This is a genomic window from Nocardia sp. NPDC056611 (assembly GCF_042792755.1).
Lineage (GTDB): Bacteria > Actinomycetota > Actinomycetes > Mycobacteriales > Mycobacteriaceae > Nocardia.
In genome coordinates this window covers 26,643-45,706 of record NZ_JBHTVV010000009.1, presented here as the reverse complement: position 1 = coordinate 45,706, position 19,064 = coordinate 26,643, and the positions used below count along the sequence as shown (strand labels likewise).

The window sequence follows — 19,064 nt, the reverse complement described above, 5'->3', positions numbered from 1 at the left end:
ACCCACCGCATCCCATTTAATTCCGCGTGTCCCGCAGGGCGAGGACGGCCGCGGTGATGCCCTTCCGGTCGTAGCTGCTGACCGGCATGGTCGCGCCGTGGGCGTGGCGGACGGTGCCGTCGGCGTCGACGAGCACCGTCCCCGACTGCTGCATCGAACCGAACATCCGGCGGGTCAGGCCGACCGACTCGTGCGGGTCGCCGGTCGAGCCGGTCAGGACGGCGAACGGTATGGCGTGCTTGGTCTTCCAGGCCAGAGCGGCGTCGCGATCCTCGGGGACCACGATCACCACCCGGATGTTCTCGTCGTCGAAGAAGTCGCGCCGCGCGATCAGATCACGGACGTGCCGGTTGCAGATCGGGCACGAGGTCGAGCGCATGAAATACAGCAGGGTGCCGCGCGCGTCGCGGCTGTCCGACAGCCGCCAGGGCTGTCCGGCGGTATCGATCAGATCCAGGTTCGGCGCGGAGTGTTCGGTGGTGAGCATGGCGGGGCGTCCCTTCGCATGGGGTGGTACGACATGGCCGGATGGCGTGAGATGACCGGTGGCGCGACCGGTCCGGTGGTCAGCGACGGTCGTCGAGACCTTGGCGAACCGCGGCGCGGGCGCGGTGCAGCTGCGATTTCATTGCCGCGGTGCTCAATCCGAGCGCGTCGGCGGTCGCGCGGCCGGGATAGCCCAGTACATCGCGCATGATCAGCACCCGGCGCTGCACCTCGGGCAGGGCCGTGATCGCCTCGGCCAGCTGGTCGGCGTCCAGCCGCCGCAGCACCTCGTCCTCGGCGGAGCGGACGACATCGCCGGTCTCGGTCCGCGGCGCGTGGTCCAGGACTCGGCGCGCCCGGCGCAGGCACTCGTTGCGGACGATGCGGAACATCCACGACGCCAGCGCGGTGGTCGCGCGCAGCGTGCCGATCTTGCGGTACAGGATGATCAGCGCTTCCTGCGTGGCGTCCTCGGCATCGGTGTCGGAGGCGCACAGATGCTGCGCGAATCTGCGCACATGCGGATGCGCGCCGTACACGACGGCGGCGATCGCCTCGCGGTCACCGTTCTGGGCCGCCGTCACCAGCTGCTCACCGGCCCAGCCGCGTTCCACGCCCTGCTCTCTCACTTCGATTCGTACAGTCACCACCATAAGAGCGTCCCCGGCCGGAAAAGGATTCGAATCCGGCCGGGGAAAGTTCGCCCGTGGGTGTTTCCGAGCTCCGGGGACTAGCTCAGGGCCTGCCGCACGAGTTCGGTGATGCGGGCCTCGGTGGCGGGCGTCATGCTCCGCAGCGCGTAGTTGACCGGCCACATCTCGCCGTCGTCCAGGTTGGCGGCGTCGTTGAAGCCCAGGATGGCGTAGCGGTACTTGAACTTGGCGGCGGGCTGGAAGAAGAACACGATCTTGCCGTCGCGGGTGTAGGACGGCATGCCGTACCAGGTCTTCGCGCCGAGTTCGGGGGCGATGGACTTGACCAGGGCGTGCAGGCGTTCGGCGATCGCGCGGTCGGCGTCGTCCATCTCGGCGATCTTGGCCAGTACGTCCTGCTCGCCGTCGGCCTTGGCGGAGCGGGAGTTGCGGCGGCGGGCGGCGGTCTTCAGTTCCTCGGCGTGGGCTTTCATGGCGGCGCGCTCGTCGGCGCTGAAACCGACGGTGGTCTTCTGGGCGGGGTTCTCGGTGGCCATGGCTGGATTCCTTTGCGGGAGTGGGGGAGAAGAGGATCGGGCGAGGGGGAGGGTGGTCAGCGGTCCTGGATGAGGCCCAGGACATTGCCGTCGGGGTCGGTCACGGTGGCGACCAGGCGGCCGCCGCCGACCTCGCGGGCGGCCTGCTGCACCGCCGCGCCGGCAGCGGTGAGCGCCGTGATCTTGGCCTCGATGTCGGCGACGTGCCAGTAGGAGACGGGGGATTCCGGGCTCTGCGGGCTGCCCGCCGGGACCAGGCCGATGTGCTGGCCCTCGACCTCGAAGCCCACGTAGTAGGGGGAGTCGGTCTGCGGCTCGAGGCCCAGCAGAGCGGCGTACACGGTCTTGGCGGCGGCCAGGTCGGCGACGGGGTGCAGCACGGTCTTGATGCCCTGGGTGGTCATTGTTTCTCCTGGTGAGAGGGTGTTCGTTCGGTGTGCTTCCAGCTTCGCCGCCGGGACCCCTCGGTCACATCCGTGGCGACCACGGAATCCACCACGGAGAGCGACACCGAGCCCGTCCGTACCGCCGCGGCCGATCCCATACGGCAGACTGGGTTCATGGCTGTGACGTTGGAAATCTCCACCCGCGAAGCCGAGGTGCTGGCCCTGGTGGGCGAGCACCTCAGCAATGCCGAGATCGGTGCGCGACTGTTCATCTCGGTGCGCACGGTGGAGAGCCACGTCTCCTCGCTGCTGCGCAAACTCGACGTGCCCGACCGCCGGGCCCTTGCCCAGCACGCGGCCGCCACTCGCACCGCGAGCCCGCAGGCCGCGCCCGTGCTCCCGAAACCGTTGACCTCGTTCATCGGACGCACCAGCGAACGCGCCGAACTCGCCGAACTGCTGCGGACACAACGTCAGGTGACCGCGGTCGGACCGGGTGGCGTCGGCAAGACCCGGCTGGCTCTCGCCGTCGCCGCCGAGGTGGCCGCCGATTTCGCCGACGGCGTGTGGTTCGTCGACCTGGTGCCGCTCGCCAGCCCCGACACCTGCGTGGTCGCCGGCACCGTCGCCATGGCCCTCGGCATCGGCGAACAGCCCGGCCGCCCCTTCGACCGCGCCGTGCTGGCCGCGCTCGCCGACCGCAATGCCCTACTGGTCCTGGACAATTGCGAACACGTCCGCGACGGCGTGGCCCCCTTCATCGAAGAGCTGCTGGCCACCTGCCCCGGCATGCGCGTGCTCGCCACCAGCCGCGCCCGCCTGCTGGTGCCGTTCGAACACGCCTACACCGTGCCGCCGATGTCGCTTGCCGGAGACGGCGATTCGGACGCCGTCGCCCTGTTCATGGATCGCGCGGCCGCCGGCGGCTGGCCGCCCAACCACGCGCTGCGCGACCAGGTCGCCGCGTTCTGCGGGCGCCTCGACGGCGTGGCCCTGGCCATCGAACTGGCCGCCGCCCGCTGGACCTCCCTCGGATTGGACGGCCTCACCGCCGGTTTGGACGACCAGCTACGCATGCTGTCGGGCGGCGCCCGCGCCGACGACCGGCATCGCTCGGTCCGCGCCGCCCTCGACTGGAGCCACGCCCTGCTCGAACCCGAGGACCGCACCCTGCTGCGCCGGATCTCGGTGTTCATGGCAGCCTTCCCCGTCGAGGCGGCCGCCGCGGCCGCGGACGTCGACAAGGGCACGGTCGCGGCCGGATTGGCGCGGCTCGCCGAGCAGAGCCTGCTCGTCGTCACCGACACCCCGACCGGCACCCGGTTCCGCGCCCTGGAGACCATCCGCCAGTACGGCCTCGAACAGCTCGACACCGCCGGTGAGATCGACGACGCCCGCGCCGCCCACCTGCGCTGGTGCGCGGCGGAGGCCACCGAGCTCGGGTCCGTCCGCGACGGCTGGCGGCCCCGATTCGATATCGCCGCGGACGATTTCCGCGCCGCCCTCGGCTGGGCCTTCGAACGCCCGGATCAGCGGGCCGACGCGTTCGAACTGGCCCGCGGCTTCGCCCGCCTGCTGTTCGCCCGCCACCACACCGGCGAATCCCAATGGCGCCACGAACAAGCCGCCTACCTCTGCGACGATCCCGCCGTCGCCGCCGACCTGCTCCGCCAGTCGGCCGCCGCGGCGGGCTGCGGCGGCAACGGCGACGACATGTACCGCCTGCACCGCTCCGCCGCCGAATTCGCCCAGCGCGCCGGTGATCCCGCCGCCGCGGCCATCGACCTGGCCACGGCCGCATCCTGCGCCTATCGCTTCTGGGGCAAGTTCGAGCACCTCCCTGACCGGCGTGACGCGGAAACGCTCATCACCGCGGCACGAGCGCTGATCGACCCGGCCTCGCCCGCCGAGAACGACGATGCGCCGACCGCTGTCGCCGCCTCGGATATCGCTGTGGCCGAAGGCATCCCGGTGGGAGATGCCGACGCGTCGGCGGGTCCCTCCTGTGCCGCGCGGACGACAGTCGCGCTGTCGGCGCGAGGCCCGCGAGCCGGCTCTGTTCGCGCGGGTGCCGGTGGCGCGGTGCGGGCCGAGGCTGCCCGGGCGGCGGTCGAATTGGCCGAGACCATCGTCTTCGCCAATCCGTTCACCGCGCCACAGGGCGGTTCGGACATCGCTGCGCCGGAAGCGCTGTCGCGGGCGGAACGCGCCGTCGAGCTCGCGCACGGCACCCGGGATCCGTTCGCCGAATCGGCCGCCCTCGACGCGCTCGCCGCCGCACAGAGTCGCGCCGGGGATCTGCGGGCCGCCGCGGCGACCGCCCGGCGGCGCATCCGGCTGCTGTCCACCACGCCGGACAACCCGGTCGGCACCCACGAACTGGTCGACGCGCTCGGCCAAGCCACCGAATTCGGGCTCGGGGCAGGCGATCTCGCCGGGGCCCGGAGGTGGGGGCGGCAACTGGCCGAGCACCCGATGCTGGCCGAGGTCGGCCACACCGCCACCAGCCGCCTCCTGGTCGCGGACGCCCTGGCCGGCAACGTCGACGACGTCCTCACCCACGGGGCGCGCTTCCTCGAAGCCTGGCATCGCGAGGACCGGCCCGCCCGCTCGGCCCTCGGCGCGGCGGTGGCCGGGGTCCGCATGATCCACGGCCTGCGCGACGACTTCGACGCCGAACGCGAATGGACCGGCGTCCTCCAGCAACTCGGCACCCCGGCCGCCGACGCCGACGGTTACCAGGCGGTCTTCGACGCCCTCCTGATGCTCCACCACGGCCAGCCCGAGGATGCCCTGGAACGCACGGAACTCACCGTCACCGAGGCGGCCGAGCGCGTGCCGGGCGCCTGGCTGCCCTGGTACCTCGCCCTGCACGCCGAGGCGGCGGCGATCGCCGGGAATCCCGAGACCTCAGGTGAATTCGACCAGGCTCGGACCGCGGTCGCCGGAAACCCGGTGGCCGCGGCCATCGTCGACCGCGCCGAGGCCCTGGTGGCGAAGGACCGCGACCGGCTGCTGTCCACCGCAACCACTTTCGATGCCGCGGGCTGCCGCTATCAGGCGGCGCGAACCAGGATTCTCGCCGGTGGCGCGGAGGCGGCCGACGGGGTCGCCGTGCTCACGACGCTGGGGGTCGCCCCGATGACCGCGCTGGTGCACCTCTAGCGGGTCAGCAGTGCGGGGTCGCCGCCTCCGACAGCGAGGTGATCCTGCACTGCCTTCCTCGCCGCCTGCCCGAGCGTCGTTCGGGCAGTTATCCTTCGGCTATGACCTTGGTGTTTCTGGCGTTGGCGATCGCGTGTGAGGTGACGGCGACGGTGTCGCTGAAGATCTCCGACGGGTTCAGCAAGGTGGTGCCGTCGGTGATCGTGGGGATCGGGTATGGGGCGGCGTTCTACTTTCTTTCGCAGGCGTTGAAGCGGGGGATGGCCATCGGGGTGGCGTATGGGATCTGGTCGGCGGTGGGGGTGGTGGCGGTGGCGACCATCGGGGCGCTGTTCTTGGACGAGCGGATCACGGCGGTGCAGATCGGGGGGATCGTGTTGGTCATCGCGGGGGTGCTGGCATTGGAACTCGGTGGGGCGCACTGAGGTTCGGCGACTACCTCAGTCCTGAACCCGGACCTCGTAGCCCGCGTCGGCGAGGGTGGTGAGGACCTCGTCGCGGTGGGCGGGGCCGCGGGTCTCCAGGGTGAGGAGGACCTCGACCTCGTCGATGCCGAGCCAGGCGCCGGTGCGGGAGTGGGCGACGTCGAGGACGCTCGCGCCGGTGCGGCTCAGCTCGGACAGCAGACGCGACAGGCTGCCGGGGCGGTCGGAGATGGTGATGCGGGCCGCCAGGTAGCGGCCCGCGGCGCTGAGGCCGTGGCCGATGACGCGGGTCAGCAGCAGGGGGTCGATATTGCCGCCCGAGAGGATGGCGCAGACCGGGCCCTCGAGGGCGAGTTCGTCTGCGGTGCAGGCCATCAGAGCGGCGACACCGGCCGCGCCCGCGGGCTCGACGATCAGCTTGGCCCGTTCCATGCACAGCAGCAGGGCCCTGGACAGGGCGTCCTCGTCGACGGTGACGATGGTGGGCGCGGAGTCGAGGACGTGCTCGAAGGGAACCTCGCCGGGCAGGCCGACCGCGATGCCGTCGGCCATGGTGGACATCTGTTCCAGGGCAATCGGTTTCCCCGCGGCCAGAGAGGCCGGCCAGGCGGCCGCCTCGGCGGCCTGAACCCCGATCACCCGGACCTCCGGACGCAGTCGTTGCAGGGCCGCCGCCACACCGGCCAGGAGGCCGCCGCCACCGGTGGGGACCAGTACGGTGCCGACATCCGGGAGCTGGTCGAGGATTTCGAGCCCCACCGTCGCCTGCCCGGCCACGATATCGAGATGATCGAACGGGTGCACCAGCGTCGCCCCGGTGCGATCGGCGAATTCCTTTGCCGCGAAAAGGCATTGGTCGACGGTGTCGCCCACCTGGTACACGGTCGCGCCGTACGCACGGGTGGCCACCAGCTTCGGCAGGGCCGCGCCGACCGGCATGAACACCGTGGACTCGAGGCCCAGCGAGGTCGCCGCCCAGGCCACCCCCTGCGCGTGATTGCCCGCGCTGGCCGCCACCACACCGCGCTCCCGCTCGGCGGGCGACAGATTCGCGATCCGGTTGTAGGCGCCGCGCGGCTTGAACGAGCCGGTGCGCTGCAGGTTCTCGCACTTCAGCCACACCGGGTGCCCGACCCGCTCCGCCAGCACCCGCGAACCGACCACGGGCGTCCGGCGGATCACCGGTTCGAGCAGGGTCGCCGCCGCCTCGATCCGCGCCATGAGCTCCATGCGCGCCATGTTGCCAGGAATTCACCTCACCCGCGGGGTGGCGCGACGCGGTGGACAATGGCGAATTCCGCACCCTGCGCCCGAGAAATGTGAAGCACGTGTGAACGGGCTGGTCGGAAAAGATATACGGATCACGCAATGACCCGGAAACCGAAAAGCAATCCATGGGGAACGGCTCGTTCCTACCTTGAGCACACTCATCGGCTTTCGGATCGGATGCAACCCCATGACCGACATCGTCACTCCCGCATCGGCGGGTGCGGAATCAGCGGCGCCGCCGCCCGCTCCAGACTACGACCTCAGGCTCACCAATGACGATCTCGCCCCCCTGAAGAAACAGACCTGGGGCTCGTACCACATCTTCGCCTTCTGGATGTCGGATGTGCACAGCGTCGGCGGATACGTCACCGCCGGTAGCCTTTTCGCGCTCGGCCTGGCGGGTTGGCAGGTGCTGGTCGCCCTGCTCATCGGCATCACGATCGTATATTTCCTGTGCAACCTCGTGGCCGCGCCCAGCCAGCGCGCGGGCGTCCCGTACCCGGTCGTGTGCCGCAGCGCCTTCGGGGTGAAGGGCGCCAATATCCCGGCCATCATTCGCGGCCTGATCGCGGTGGCCTGGTACGGGATTCAGACCTACCTGGCCTCGGCCGCGCTGATCGTGGTGGCGGTCAAGCTCTTTCCGAGCCTGGCCCCCTACGCCAAGTCCGGCGACTACGGCTTCCTCGGCCTGTCGCTGCTCGGCTGGGGCGCCTACCTGGTGCTGTGGATCGTGCAGGCCGCGGTGTTCTGGCAGGGCATGGAGTCCATCCGCAAGTTCATCGACTTCTGCGGTCCCGCCGTGTATGTCGTCATGTTCTTCCTGTGCGGCTATCTGATCTACAAGGCCGGCTGGGGCGCGATCGACCTGCAGCTGGGCGCGGTGAAGTACCACGGCTGGGACGCCCTGCCGGTGCTGCTGGGCGCGATCGCGCTGGTGGTGTCCTACTTCTGCGGGCCCATGCTGAACTTCGGCGACTTCTCCCGCTACAGCAAGTCCATGGCGGCGGTGAAACGCGGCAACCTGCTCGGGCTGCCGGTCAACTTCCTGGCCTTCTCACTGCTCGTGGTGATCACCGCCTCGCTGACCATCCCGGTGTACGGCGAGCTCATCACCGATCCGGTCGAGACCGTCTCGCGCATCGACTCCACCTTCGCGATCGTGCTCGGCGCGCTGACCTTCACCATCGCCACGGTCGGTATCAATATCGTCGCGAACTTCATCTCGCCCGCCTTCGACTTCTCGCACGTGAGCCCGCAGAAGATCTCCTGGCGGATGGGCGGCATGATCGCGGCGGTCGGGTCGGTGCTGATCACGCCGTGGAACCTGTACAACAACCCCGACGTCATCCACTACACCCTGGAAGTGCTGGGCGCGTTCATCGGGCCGCTGTTCGGCGTGCTCATCGCCGACTACTACCTGGTGCGCCAGAAGACCATCGTGGTCGACGAGCTGTTCACCATGGCCGAGACCGGGAAGTACTGGTACCGCAAGGGATTCAACCCGGTCGCGGTGATCGCCACCGTGATCGGCGCCATCGCGGCGGTGTTCCCGGTGCTGGCCAAGAACGTGTACGGCATGCACACCGCGGCCCAGTACAGCTGGTTCATCGGCTGCGGGTTGGCGCTGGTCATCTACTACGGGCTGGCCACGCGCACGAAGTTGATGGTCGCGGCCTGAGGGAAACGCTTCTCCCTCACCGAAATCCCTGGCAGCGGCGCCGGTCGCTGCCAGGGATTTGCTGTATTGGTCATAAAGAGTGGTGTATTGGTGTGGCGCAGGTTACATAATCCGCACGGATTCACGTATTAAAGCGCACACCAAGATAATCTGCTTTTCGGAATCGGAATTAGCTACGGTGGATCTCATGCAGCTCTCCCGGTTCACCGATCTCGGCCTGCGGTCGCTCATGCGGCTGGCGGTCAGTAGTGGGGCCGAGGAACGCGTCACCGTCAAACTCATTGCGCGACAGGTGAACGCCTCCGAGAACTACGTTGCCAAGGCCGTCTCCAAACTCGCTGAACTCGGTTACGTCGAGTCGCAGCGGGGGCGCACCGGCGGGATCTTCCTGACCGAGGCCGGCCGAACCACCACCATCGGCACCATTGTCCGTCACCTCGAAGGCGACGACGAAGTCATCGACTGCGTCGGTGACAATCCGTGCCCGCTCGCGAATGCCTGCCGATTGCGGGGTGTCCTCCGGGCCGCGCAGAACGCATTCTATGCCGAGCTCGATCGGTACCTGCTGTCCGATCTGGTGGATCAGCGCACCGTGGAGTTGCTGCATATGCCGGTATTCCCGGCAGTCGCACTCATCGATACCTAGGAGACCTCATGAGGCTCGCGCCGGATTCCACACTGCACAACGCCGTCGACCTGGAACCCGAGCATGCCGAGGTGATCCGCGCGACCCTGCCGCTGGTGGCCGCGCACATCGACCGGATCACCGCGCTGTTCTACACCAAGATGTTCGCCGCCCATCCAGAACTGCTGCGCGACCGCTTCAATCGCGGCAATCAGCACGACGGCGCGCAGCAGAAGGCTCTCGCCGCCTCCATCGCCACCTTCGCCACCCACCTCGTGGACCCGAATCTGCCGCATCCACGGGAACTGCTGGCCCGCATCGGCCACAAGCACGCTTCGCTCGGCGTCACCGAACCCGAGTACGGCATCGTGCACGAGCACCTGTTCGCCGCCATCGTCGACGTGCTGGGCGCGGACGTGGTGACCGCTCAGATCGCCGCGGCCTGGGATCGCGTGTACTGGCTGATGGCGCGGACCCTCATCGATTTCGAACGCGAGCTCTACGACGCGGCCGGGGTCGAGCCCGGCGACGTGTTCCGCGCAACCCGCGTGGTGCAGCGCATCGACGACCCCTCGGGTGTGGCCACCTTCGTGGTCGAGTCCGCCGACCCGGCGGCCCCGCTGCCCGGATTCGCACCGGGACAGTACATCTCGGTCGGTGCACGGCTGGCCGACGGTGCGCGTCAGCTGCGCCAGTACAGCCTGGTCAACCGCGGGGGCGACGGCCGGCTCGCGTTCACGGTGCGCAAGGTGCTCGCCGAGGCGGGCACGCCCGCCGGCGAGGTCTCGACCTGGCTGCACGACACCGTCGTGGTGGGCGATGCCCTCGAGATCACGCTGCCCTTCGGCGATCTCACGATCGACACCGAGGCCACCACGCCGGTCGTGCTGATCTCCGCGGGCATCGGCGTGACTCCGATGGCCGGAATTCTGGAATACCTGGCGGCCGAAGCTCCTACCCGCCGAACCGTCATCCTGCACGCCGACCGCTCCACCACCGCGCACCCGCTGCGCGAGACGGTCGCCGATCTGGCTACCCGGCTGGCGGACGTGTATCTCCGCGCCTGGTACGAGGCGGACGGCCACGGCCTGCTCGACGTGACCCGGATCGATCTCCCTCAGGACGCGGACTACTACCTGTGTGGCGGCACCGGCTTCCTGCACTACGTCCGCGCCCAGCTCGAATCCATCGGAATCCCTTCCGACCGAGTGCATTTCGAGCTCTTCGCGCCCAACGACTGGCTGCTGGACGCGGAGCGCGAGCCCGCCCTCGCCTGATATCCACCGGCCCGGGCGCTGCTCGGGTCGCATCGCACCGTGGTGGTGCGGCCCGGCGGCGGGATGCCGCCGGGCGCCAGGCGGCGGGATGTCGCCGGGCGGCGCCGACGGTCGGCGGTGGCGCTGACGGTCGGCGGTGGCGGTCAGCCGCGTGCGGCGATGACCTTCAGTACTCCGCTCAGCCAGGGTGTGTAGCGGGCGGGCTCGTTCGCCACATCCTCGGCCAGGGCGTCCGGCCGGATCCACGCGGTATCGGCCACCTCGTCCGGATTCGGGTGCGGGACGGCCTCGTCCAGCCGCCCGATCACGACGTGGTCGTACTCGAATTCGACGCGGCCGGTGTTCGGATCGGTGGCCTGGTAGGTGAACGCGCCCACCTCGGACAGTTCCGCGGTGACACCGAGCTCCTCGTGCAGCCGCTTGGCCGCCGCCTCCAGCACCGGCTGCCCGGGTTCGGGATGCCCGCAGCAGGTATTGGTCCACAGCAGCGGGAAGCGGGTCTTCACCGCGGCCCGCTGCTGCAACAGCACCCGCCCACCGGCGTCGAACAGCAGCACCGAGAACGCTCGGTGCAGCTGTCCGGGCGCGGTGTGCGCCGCCGCCACCGACAGTGCTCCGCGCGCGTCGCCCTGCTCGTCGACGAGTTCGACGAGCAGGGTCTCACGGTCGGCCACCGGGGTGGCGTCGGATGCCGCCACCGGGGTGGTGCCGGATGCGTCAAGGGTGCCGGTCACCTGCCCACCTTATCGGCGACGATCATCAGGTACTGGAAGCTGCCCTCCTTGTACGAGGTCAGGAAGGGTTTTTCGACTCCGGTCGCGAGCTCGGAGTGGGTGCGCAGCTCCCAGTACGGGATGGTGTCCGGGGTGAGGTCCCTGACCGCGACCGGGACCAGGTTGTTGGCCGCCAGCGCCTTGAAGTACTGGCTGCGCGGGTGGATGTTGCAGCCGTAGTGGGCGTCGATCCAGCTCACCGAGGAGGACCGGGCGCCGAACACGTCATTGGAGCAGCCGGTGATGCAGACGTAGCGCCCGCCCGGTTCGAGCAGCCGGGAGAACTCGGCGAACAACTCGAACAGGTCCACGTACATGGTGGTCTCGTTGGTCCAGATGCCGCGCTTGGAGCCGGACTCGAACCCGGTGTCGAGCATGTTCTTGAAGTGGAACCCGACCTTGTCCGAGACGCCGCGCTCGCGGGCCTGGTCATTGGCGAAGCCCACCTGGTACTCGGAGATGGTGACGCCGTCCATCCGGCAGCCGAAACGCTGGTTGGCCATGAAGCTGGTGCCGCCGCGGCCGGATCCGCCGTCCATCAGCGCGTCGCCGGGGCGGACGTCGCCGAGCTGGTCGAGCAGTAAGTCGGCCTGGGCCGTCTCGAGCCGGTGCAGTTCCTTGACCAGGCGTTCCTGACGGGTCTCCTCCGGACCCTCGAGGACCGACAGATCGGGTTCGCCGATGCCGTAGTGGTGGTGATAGAGCCCGTCCACCTCGCCGAGTTTGGTGTTGACCCGGTCGTCGTTGGGGTTGTTGTTCCAGTACGACGCGACCGATTTCTGATACTCGGTCTTCAGCACGGCGTCGGTCTGGGGGTGGAGCGCGGTCATGGCAGGTCATCCTCTCGAATGGGTGATATGACACTGGAAGTACTGCGCGAACGAACACATCGGGATGCGGGACGGGAAGACCGGATCACTCGGAATGTGGAGCGGCTCAGGGGTTGTCGTTGTAGCGGCGGCTGTCCGCGTGCCAGGCGCGGTTGCCGCCCATCCAGGACCACAACCCGGTCAGGAAGCGGCGCAGTTCCGGGGATCCGGTGGCGGCGAGCGCGCCCGCCTCGGCCTCGAAGCGGTGCACCAGTTCGTCGTGGACCTCGGCGGTGCGCCGCACGGCCTCGCGCCGGGAACAGTTCTCCTCGGCGGCCAGCACGGTCGGGAGGTTGAATTCCCGTCCGCCCGAGAGGTCCTCGCGGGCCATCGAGTAGAGGTCGTTGACCATCTGGCTGGCCAGCGCGGCGGTGGTGACCACCCGCCGGACCCGCGGATCGGAGTACTCCGCGGCGGGTAGCTCGTAGCCGCCGACCGCGTCCAGCGGGGCCATACAGGGCAGGAAGCTGTGCGGTTGCCGGTTCAGCAGGTATTCCCACACCGGCGGCATCCGGCCGGCCGTCCGCCAGCCCGCCTCGGCGCCGAGCGCGATGAACCAGCCCGCGATCTCGGTGCGCAACCGGGCCACCTGGGCCGGGGTCGCGAACCGCGACAGGTGCTCGAAGGAGGTGCGGAAGGCGCGCAGGATGGGATCGGCGCGCATCGCCTCCTCCACCTTGACCTGGTAGCGGGGTGGCAGGTGCACCGGATCCATGGCGGCGGCGGCCAATTCGAGCCGGGGGCCCAGCTCGGCCTCCGCGCTGGACCTGGTGCCGTCCGGCGCGATGTCGCTGGCGTCCTCCTCACAGTAGTAGTCGTCGACCGACCACTCCGAGACCGCGCATTTGGCGGCGGCCAGCAATCGGTCCGCATCGTCGCAGTCCGGATGCGCGAGCATGATCAACCGGCCGAAGTCGGCCTTGCGGAGATCGTCGAGCCGGCCCTCGTAGAGCCCGATCTCCTCGGCCCACGCGATGATTCCGACATTCACCGCCGCCGCGAGCGCGGGGTTGTCCCGGACCGGCGGCGGACAGTAGAGCGTGGGAATCATCGACCCGCGCGGCCGGCCCCGATGGGTGGAGGCAGTCCCGATACCGGTCGGTCCGTGCGAGAACGGGCGGGGGTCAACCGAACTCGGAACCGCACCGGAGACCGGGGTGACCGGTACGGCGGGCGGAGTGGCCGGGGGTGCGGGAATCCGCCCGGAACCCAGGGACCGGGGGATGGGACCCCGCGGCCGGGCCGGGGAGATCGGCGGCCGCGGCGTCGGCACCGCGCCGCCGGCAGGCGACGGCGGACGCGATGCCTGTCCCGCGAGCTCCGTGATCACCCCGGGGGTGGGTAGGTTCACGCGGAGACTCGGGGCCCCGAGGCCTGAGGGGCCGAGCAGCCGTCGGGGGGAGAGCTCCTCGGGCGCGCCGAGGCGGGGATCGGCGAGGCCGAGGGATCGATCACCCTGGGCCGCCGCGGCTTCGGCGGCGGCGAACAGGGTCTCGGGTGCGGTGGTGTCGAGATTGGTCAGCAGAGCGGCGACGGCCGCCGCCACCTCATGGGTGGCAGGCGGGGCCGCGGCGCGGGAGAGCACCGACATGGGTGGACACCTCGCTCAGTCGGACTGACGGGCGACCAGCACATTGTCGAGAATGCCGAGCGCGTCGGGGACCAGGACGGCGGCCGAGTAGTAGCAGCTGACCAGGTAGGAGATGATCGACTGATCGTCGATGCCCTTGAATCGCACGTTCAGGCTGGGCTCGTACTCGTCCGGGATTCCGGTCTGGTGCAAGCCGATCACGCCCTGATCCTTCTCGCCGGTCCGCATGGCGAGGATGGACGTGGTCTGGGTGTCGGAGACCGGGATCTTGCCGCACGGGAAGATCGGCACCCCGCGCCAGGCCGGCACGCGATGGCCGTCGACCTCCACCGGGTCCGGATACAGTCCGCGCTTGGAACATTCGCGGCCGAACGCGGCGATCGCCTTGGGGTGGGCCAGGAACAGCTTGGTGCTGCGGCGCATGGACAGCAGGTCGTCCATATCGTCCGGGGTGGGCGCACCGGATTCGGTGTAGATGCGCTGCTTGAGGTCACAGTTGTTGAGCAGACCGAAGTCCGGGTTGTTGACCAGGTCGTATTCGCGGCGCTCGTAGAGGGCTTCGATGGTCAGGCGCAACTGCTGTTCGATCTGATCCATCGGATCGTTGAACAGGTCGGCGACGCGGGTGTGCACGCGCAGCACCGACTGACCCAGGCTCAGCTCGTACTGGCGGGGCTGGTCGTCGTAGTCGACGTAGGTGCCCTCGAGCATCGGCTCCCCGGAATGGCCGGAGGAGATGAGGATCTCGGCCTCGCCGTACTTGTTCTGCGGCAGCGCGGGCGCGGTGGCCACCGCGGAAAGATGTTCCGCCAGTGCGGGAATGTTCTCGGTGAGCTGCTCCACGGTGGAGCGGGCCAGCACCAGCATGGTGGTCGGGGTGACCGTCTTGATGGTGACCGGCCAGATGGCGTCGCCGCTGGTGAGGGTCTCGTCGCCGAAGAAGTCGCCGCCGCCGAGCATGCCGAGCTTGGTGGTCTCGCCGTACTCGCCGGCGCCGATCTTGGAGAGTTTGCCGTGCACGATAAGCAGCACCTGGTCCATGGGGTTGCCGAATTCGGCGACCACGGTGCCGGCGGGCAGGTCCCGCTGCTCGAAGCGCCCGGCCACGGCGGCCAGCACCTCTTCGTCGTCGAAGCCGCGCAGCTGCGGCAGCTCCTGCAGCTCGAGCGGGATGACCCGGGCGTGCGGGCCGTTGATGATGTACTCCACCTCGCCGTTGCCGACGGTGTGGGTGAGGCGGCGGTTGACCCGGTAGACACCACCCTTCACCTGGGTCCACGGCAGGGAGCGGGTCAGCCAGCGGGAGCTGATGCCCTGCATCTGCGGTTCGGATTTGGTGGTGTGGGCCAGCTGGCTGGCCGCCGCGGTGCTGAGGGACTTGCGTTGGCCGTTTGTGAGCTCGATGGGCAATTCGATGGTCATGCTGCGGTCCTCACCTAGAAGGGCCACCGCGGTCAGAGGGCGGTGGAGTCCACGGCAGAGCAGCAGGCCCGGACGGGGCCTGCGGAAATGAGACAAGTGAGTGAATTGACAAGCGCGACACTGCGTTCCAGCGATACCGATGGTAGAGCTCCGTCCGGTGCGGCGGACCCAAAAGGCAAAACATGATGCCTGGAATGTTGCTGTATCCCGTAAACCCCGAACGCCCGGTTTGGTTAGCCACGAATAGCTCGCATGGTGCTGGTCACAGCGCCAGCGCAGTAGGCTGGGGGTATGGCAAGCTCATCGGGACGCGTCGGGGCGGGTGACGCTGGTCAAGGCCAGGAAATGTCTGGGAGAGAAGCCGTGAAATTCAATACGAGGTCCGTCGTGGGTCCGATCGAGCGACTGGTCGCGACCGCGCAGAACGGGCTGGAGGTGATCCGGTTCGGGGGGCTGGTTCACGACATCGAATCGTCACCGTACGAAGTGGTGGAGCGGAAGCGGATGTACCGCCTGCGGCACTACTTCCCCGATGACACCGGGGCCGAGCGCCCCGTGGTGGTGCTGGTGCCGCCCATCATGGTGACCGCCGAGATCTGGGACGTGAATGCCGCCGATGGGGCGGTCGGCATTCTGCACCAGGGCGGAATCGATTGCTGGGTGGTCGATTTCGGCTCGCCCGCCACCGAGGAGGGCGGCTGGGACCGCGACCTCGCCGACCACGTGCTGGCGGTCTCGAGCGCCATCGACACCGTCACCGAGATCACCGGGCGAGCCGTCCATCTCATGGGCTACTCGCAGGGCGGCATGTTCGCGTATCAGACCGCGGCCTACCGCTACGGCAAGGGCATCGAGTCCATCGTGACCTTCGGCAGCCCGGTCGACGCCGTGGCCGGCATGCCGTTCGGTCTGCCGCACGGGCTGGCCGCCGACGCCGCGGATTTCCTCACCGACCACGTGCTGAACCGGCTGCCCATCACCGATTCCATGGTGCGCCTGGGCTTCCAGGCTCTGGACCCGGTCAAGACGGTGCGCTCCCGGCTGGACTTCCTGCGCCAGCTGCACAATCGTGAGGCGCTGCTGCCCAAGGAGCGCCAGCGCCGCTTCCTCGAGGTCGACGGCTGGCTCGGCTATCCGGGCCCGGCGCTCACCGACCTGCTGCAGCAGTTCGTCAAGCACAATCGAATGATGCTGGGCGGCTTCGTGATCCGCGACCAGCTCATCTCGCTGGCCGAGATCAAGTGCCCGATCCTGGCTTTCGTCGGCGAGGTCGACGACATCGGCCAGCCCGCCGCCGTGCGCGGCATCGTGCGTGCCGCCCCGAACGCCGAGGTGTACGAAACCAGCATCGTGGCCGGGCATTTCGGACTGGTGTCGGGATCCACCGCCACCAAGCAGACCTGGCCCGTGGTCCGCGACTGGGTCAACCACGTCAGCGGCCGCGGCGAGTTGCCCGAGCAGGTCGAGCGGATGAGCACCGAGGTGGCCCGCGGCGGCCCGCGCACCGGGCTGACCCGGGTGGTGCACGCCCTGGGCACCCTGGCCGAGGCCGGGACCAGCGTCGGCAAGACCATCGAGGGCGTGGCCGGGCAGACCCTGCGCGGCACCGTCGAGCTCACCAGCGAGGCCGCCCGCGCGCTGCCCCGGCTGACCCGGCTGGGCATGATCCAGCCGCACACCCGGATCTCGCTGGGCCGCCTGCTCGCCGAGCAGGCCCGCCGCGCGCCCGGCCGGGACCTGTTCCTGTTCGACGACCGCGTGCACACCCAGGAGGCGGTCAACCAGCGCATCGACAATGTGGTGCGCGGACTGATCTCGGTCGGCGTGCGCCCCGCGACCCGGGTCGGCGTGGTCATGGAGACCCGGCCCAGCGCCCTGGCCGCCATCGCCGCCCTCTCGCGCCTGGGCGCGGTGGCGGTGCTGCTCGCGCCGGGCAGCGAACTGTCCAAGATCGCCGAGCTGACCGGAACCAAGCTGCTCATCGCCGATCCGGAGAACCTGGCCAGCGCCGCGGCCACCGGGCATCGCGTGCTGGTGCTGGGCGGCGGCGATGCCCGCGACCTGGACGTCCCGCTCGGCGCCGACGTGGTCGACATGGAACAGATCGACCCCGACAAGGTGGAGCTGCCCGCCTGGTACCGCCCGAATCCGGGCCTGGCCCGGGAGCTGGCCTTCATCCTGGTCACCGGCACCGGCGACAAGTTCGACGTCAAGTACGTGACGAACCACCGCTGGGCGCTGTCGGCCTTCGGCACCGCCTCGGCCGCCGACCTGGGCCGGCACGACACCGTGTACTGCCTTGCGCCGCTGCACCATTCGTCCGGATTGCTGGTGAGTCTGGGCGGCGCGGTCGCCGGCGGCAGCCGCATCGCGCTGGCCCGTTCGCTCGAGCCCCCCCGGTTCGCGGAGGAGGTGCACCGCTACGGCGTCACCGTGGTCACCTACACCTGGACCATGCTGCGCGACATCCTCGACACCGACACCTTCGTCGCCGGGCACCCGCACCCGATCCGCCTGTTCATCGGCTCGGGCATGCCCGCGGGCCTGTGGCGGCGCACCGAGGAACGCTTCACCCCCGCCAAGGTGGTCGAGTTCTACGCCTCCATCGAGGGTGACGTGGTGCTGGCCAACGTGGCCGGCGCGAAGATCGGTTCCAAGGGCCGACCGGTCCCGGGCACCGCGAAGGTGGAGCTCATCGCCTACGACCCGCTGACCGACGAGATCCTGACCGAGGACAGCGGTTTCGCGCGGCGCTGCGCCGACAACGAGGTGGGCCTGCTGATCGGCACGGTGACCGACACCGTCGACCTGTCCGCGGGAGGGTTGCGCGGGGTATTCACTCCCGGCGACGCCTGGATGCCGACCGAGAACCTCTTCCGCCGCGACAGCGACGGCGACTATTGGCTGATGGACCGCCGCGACACGGTGATCCCCACGCCGCGCGGTCCGGTCTACACCCAGCCGATCGTGGACGTCCTCAACGACATCACCGCGGTCGACATGGAGGTGGCCTTCGCCCTCCCGGCGCGCGACCGCGTGCTGGCGGTGGCCGCGGTCAGCGTCCGCCAGGGATTCGGTCTGGCCCCCAAGGACGTCACCGAGGCGGTCCGGGCCCTGGCCCCGGAGCAGCGGCCCGACATCGTCTACGTGGTCGACGACATTCCGCGCAGCTCCACCTTCCGGCCCTCCACCCGCGCGGTCCAGGCCGCGGGCCGGGCCGAGCCCGACGACCGGACCTGGTGGTACAACCGCACCACCGACGCCTACGAGGTGCTCACCCCCGAACTGGCGTCGCGTCTGTTCGCCTGATCGACCCCTGAGAAGCGCCCCGGCATCCGTGCCGGGGCGCTTTTTTCGTGCAGTCTGCCCGCTCGAACGGCGAACGCCCCCGGAGGAAGTCTCCGGGGGCGTCGAGCCGATGTGGCGGATTACTGAGCGCTCAGGCTGCTCTGTGAGGTGCAGGAGGCGCTGCCGGTGCCGAGCAGCTTCGACACGATGCTCTGCTCGGAGACGGTGACGTCGGTCGACTGGCTGCTGATCAGCTCCTGCTTGGCGGTGATGGTGTGCTTGCCCGCGGTCTTCGGGGTCCAGTTGATGGTGGCCTGGTTCGCGGCCAGGACCACGCTGGACTTGCCGAACTCGACGCCGTTGTCGAGGAAGGTGACGGTGAACAGGCTGCCGCCGATCGTCGTGTTCGCGGTGACCAGGTACGAGCACCCGACCACCGGGTTCTGGCTCGCGACGATCACATTGTTGATGAGCGCGTTGGCGTTGGGTGCCGCCAGCACCGCGACAGCGGCCATGGCGCCGAACGCGCCCACACCGTAACCAGCTCGCATCTTGCCCATGTGTCTACCTCTCAATCCTGTCGGCCAGACGCGCCGACTGGATGTGAAAGGTATCCGCTCC

Annotated in this window: 16 protein-coding genes; 6 read left to right on the top strand and 10 right to left on the bottom strand. The window is 69.3% G+C overall.

Going from position 1 to position 19,064, the window contains the following annotated elements; translation table 11 throughout:
- Positions 1-16 precede the first annotated feature (16 nt).
- The 4 genes from ACFRAQ_RS33100 to ACFRAQ_RS33085 form a co-directional block, all read right to left on the bottom strand.
- Positions 17-487, bottom strand: a complete 471-nt coding sequence (locus ACFRAQ_RS33100) for a peroxiredoxin family protein (RefSeq protein WP_379106757.1) — start codon at positions 485-487, stop codon at positions 17-19.
- A 79-nt stretch (positions 488-566) separates the two neighbouring features.
- Positions 567-1,115, bottom strand: a complete 549-nt coding sequence (locus ACFRAQ_RS33095) for an RNA polymerase sigma factor (protein ID WP_379106755.1) — start codon at positions 1,113-1,115, stop codon at positions 567-569.
- Between the two features lie 101 nt (positions 1,116-1,216).
- On the bottom strand, positions 1,217-1,675 hold the full coding sequence (locus ACFRAQ_RS33090; RefSeq protein WP_379106753.1) for an iron chaperone: 459 nt from the start codon (positions 1,673-1,675) through the stop codon (positions 1,217-1,219).
- A gap of 56 nt (positions 1,676-1,731) precedes the next feature.
- Positions 1,732-2,079 (bottom strand): VOC family protein, encoded by a 348-nt coding sequence (locus tag ACFRAQ_RS33085; RefSeq protein ID WP_379106751.1) that lies wholly within the window; start codon positions 2,077-2,079, stop codon positions 1,732-1,734.
- 156 nt (positions 2,080-2,235) lie between these two features.
- Here ACFRAQ_RS33085 and ACFRAQ_RS33080 point away from each other — a divergent pair, with 156 nt between their 5' ends.
- Positions 2,236-5,226, top strand: coding sequence for an ATP-binding protein (locus tag ACFRAQ_RS33080; RefSeq protein ID WP_379106749.1), 2,991 nt, complete (start codon positions 2,236-2,238; stop codon positions 5,224-5,226).
- A gap of 101 nt (positions 5,227-5,327) precedes the next feature.
- Positions 5,328-5,651, top strand: a complete 324-nt coding sequence (locus ACFRAQ_RS33075) for a DMT family transporter (RefSeq protein ID WP_379106747.1) — start codon at positions 5,328-5,330, stop codon at positions 5,649-5,651.
- Between the two features lie 15 nt (positions 5,652-5,666).
- On the opposite strand, the gene ilvA is transcribed toward ACFRAQ_RS33075, so the two are convergent.
- On the bottom strand, positions 5,667-6,890 hold the full coding sequence (ilvA, locus tag ACFRAQ_RS33070; protein WP_379106745.1) for a threonine ammonia-lyase: 1,224 nt from the start codon (positions 6,888-6,890) through the stop codon (positions 5,667-5,669).
- Between the two features lie 217 nt (positions 6,891-7,107).
- Between ilvA and ACFRAQ_RS33065 the strand changes: the two genes are divergently transcribed.
- From ACFRAQ_RS33065 to ACFRAQ_RS33055, 3 genes are all read left to right on the top strand, one after another.
- Positions 7,108-8,598, top strand: coding sequence for an NCS1 family nucleobase:cation symporter-1 (locus ACFRAQ_RS33065; protein ID WP_379106743.1), 1,491 nt, complete (start codon positions 7,108-7,110; stop codon positions 8,596-8,598).
- 187 nt (positions 8,599-8,785) lie between these two features.
- Complete coding sequence (locus ACFRAQ_RS33060) at positions 8,786-9,244, top strand: Rrf2 family transcriptional regulator (protein ID WP_357288504.1); 459 nt, start codon at positions 8,786-8,788, stop codon at positions 9,242-9,244.
- Between the two features lie 8 nt (positions 9,245-9,252).
- A complete protein-coding gene (locus tag ACFRAQ_RS33055) occupies positions 9,253-10,500 on the top strand; it encodes a globin domain-containing protein (RefSeq protein ID WP_379106741.1) in 1,248 nt (415 codons plus the stop codon).
- A gap of 143 nt (positions 10,501-10,643) precedes the next feature.
- Here ACFRAQ_RS33055 and idi read toward each other — a convergent pair whose 3' ends face one another.
- The 4 genes from idi to ACFRAQ_RS33035 form a co-directional block, all read right to left on the bottom strand.
- Positions 10,644-11,234 (bottom strand): isopentenyl-diphosphate Delta-isomerase, encoded by a 591-nt coding sequence (gene idi / locus ACFRAQ_RS33050; protein WP_379106739.1) that lies wholly within the window; start codon positions 11,232-11,234, stop codon positions 10,644-10,646.
- Positions 11,231-12,103, bottom strand: a complete 873-nt coding sequence (locus ACFRAQ_RS33045) for a geranyl diphosphate 2-C-methyltransferase (RefSeq protein WP_379106737.1) — start codon at positions 12,101-12,103, stop codon at positions 11,231-11,233. Before ACFRAQ_RS33045 ends, idi begins: the two co-directional genes overlap by 4 nt.
- Positions 12,104-12,209: 106 nt before the next feature.
- Positions 12,210-13,733, bottom strand: a complete 1,524-nt coding sequence (locus tag ACFRAQ_RS33040) for a family 2 encapsulin nanocompartment cargo protein terpene cyclase (RefSeq protein WP_379106735.1) — start codon at positions 13,731-13,733, stop codon at positions 12,210-12,212.
- Between the two features lie 15 nt (positions 13,734-13,748).
- Complete coding sequence (locus tag ACFRAQ_RS33035) at positions 13,749-15,155, bottom strand: family 2B encapsulin nanocompartment shell protein (RefSeq protein WP_357097030.1); 1,407 nt, start codon at positions 15,153-15,155, stop codon at positions 13,749-13,751.
- A 345-nt stretch (positions 15,156-15,500) separates the two neighbouring features.
- On the opposite strand from ACFRAQ_RS33035, the gene ACFRAQ_RS33030 reads away from it, so the two are divergent.
- Entirely contained in the window at positions 15,501-18,464 is a 2,964-nt protein-coding gene (locus ACFRAQ_RS33030) for an AMP-binding protein (protein WP_379106732.1), read from the top strand.
- Positions 18,465-18,583: 119 nt separating this feature from the next.
- On the opposite strand, the gene ACFRAQ_RS33025 is transcribed toward ACFRAQ_RS33030, so the two are convergent.
- On the bottom strand, positions 18,584-19,003 hold the full coding sequence (locus tag ACFRAQ_RS33025; RefSeq protein WP_379106730.1) for a hypothetical protein: 420 nt from the start codon (positions 19,001-19,003) through the stop codon (positions 18,584-18,586).
- Positions 19,004-19,064 lie beyond the last annotated feature (61 nt).

What these genes read in the sequence shown, in the direction of transcription:
- ACFRAQ_RS33100 (WP_379106757.1), bottom strand. Translation starts at nt 487, where the DNA reads ATGCTCACCACCGAACACTCCGCGCCGAACCTGGATCTGATCGATACC.
- ACFRAQ_RS33075 (WP_379106747.1), top strand. Translation starts at nt 5,328, where the DNA reads ATGACCTTGGTGTTTCTGGCGTTGGCGATCGCGTGTGAGGTGACGGCG.
- ACFRAQ_RS33055 (WP_379106741.1), top strand. Translation starts at nt 9,253, where the DNA reads ATGAGGCTCGCGCCGGATTCCACACTGCACAACGCCGTCGACCTGGAA.
- ACFRAQ_RS33090 (WP_379106753.1), bottom strand. Translation starts at nt 1,675, where the DNA reads ATGGCCACCGAGAACCCCGCCCAGAAGACCACCGTCGGTTTCAGCGCC.
- ACFRAQ_RS33085 (WP_379106751.1), bottom strand. Translation starts at nt 2,079, where the DNA reads ATGACCACCCAGGGCATCAAGACCGTGCTGCACCCCGTCGCCGACCTG.
- ACFRAQ_RS33065 (WP_379106743.1), top strand. Translation starts at nt 7,108, where the DNA reads ATGACCGACATCGTCACTCCCGCATCGGCGGGTGCGGAATCAGCGGCG.
- ilvA (WP_379106745.1), bottom strand. Translation starts at nt 6,890, where the DNA reads ATGGCGCGCATGGAGCTCATGGCGCGGATCGAGGCGGCGGCGACCCTG.
- ACFRAQ_RS33025 (WP_379106730.1), bottom strand. Translation starts at nt 19,003, where the DNA reads ATGGGCAAGATGCGAGCTGGTTACGGTGTGGGCGCGTTCGGCGCCATG.
- ACFRAQ_RS33035 (WP_357097030.1), bottom strand. Translation starts at nt 15,155, where the DNA reads ATGACCATCGAATTGCCCATCGAGCTCACAAACGGCCAACGCAAGTCC.
- ACFRAQ_RS33060 (WP_357288504.1), top strand. Translation starts at nt 8,786, where the DNA reads ATGCAGCTCTCCCGGTTCACCGATCTCGGCCTGCGGTCGCTCATGCGG.
- ACFRAQ_RS33040 (WP_379106735.1), bottom strand. Translation starts at nt 13,733, where the DNA reads ATGTCGGTGCTCTCCCGCGCCGCGGCCCCGCCTGCCACCCATGAGGTG.
- ACFRAQ_RS33030 (WP_379106732.1), top strand. Translation starts at nt 15,501, where the DNA reads ATGTCTGGGAGAGAAGCCGTGAAATTCAATACGAGGTCCGTCGTGGGT.
- ACFRAQ_RS33080 (WP_379106749.1), top strand. Translation starts at nt 2,236, where the DNA reads ATGGCTGTGACGTTGGAAATCTCCACCCGCGAAGCCGAGGTGCTGGCC.
- ACFRAQ_RS33045 (WP_379106737.1), bottom strand. Translation starts at nt 12,103, where the DNA reads ATGACCGCGCTCCACCCCCAGACCGACGCCGTGCTGAAGACCGAGTAT.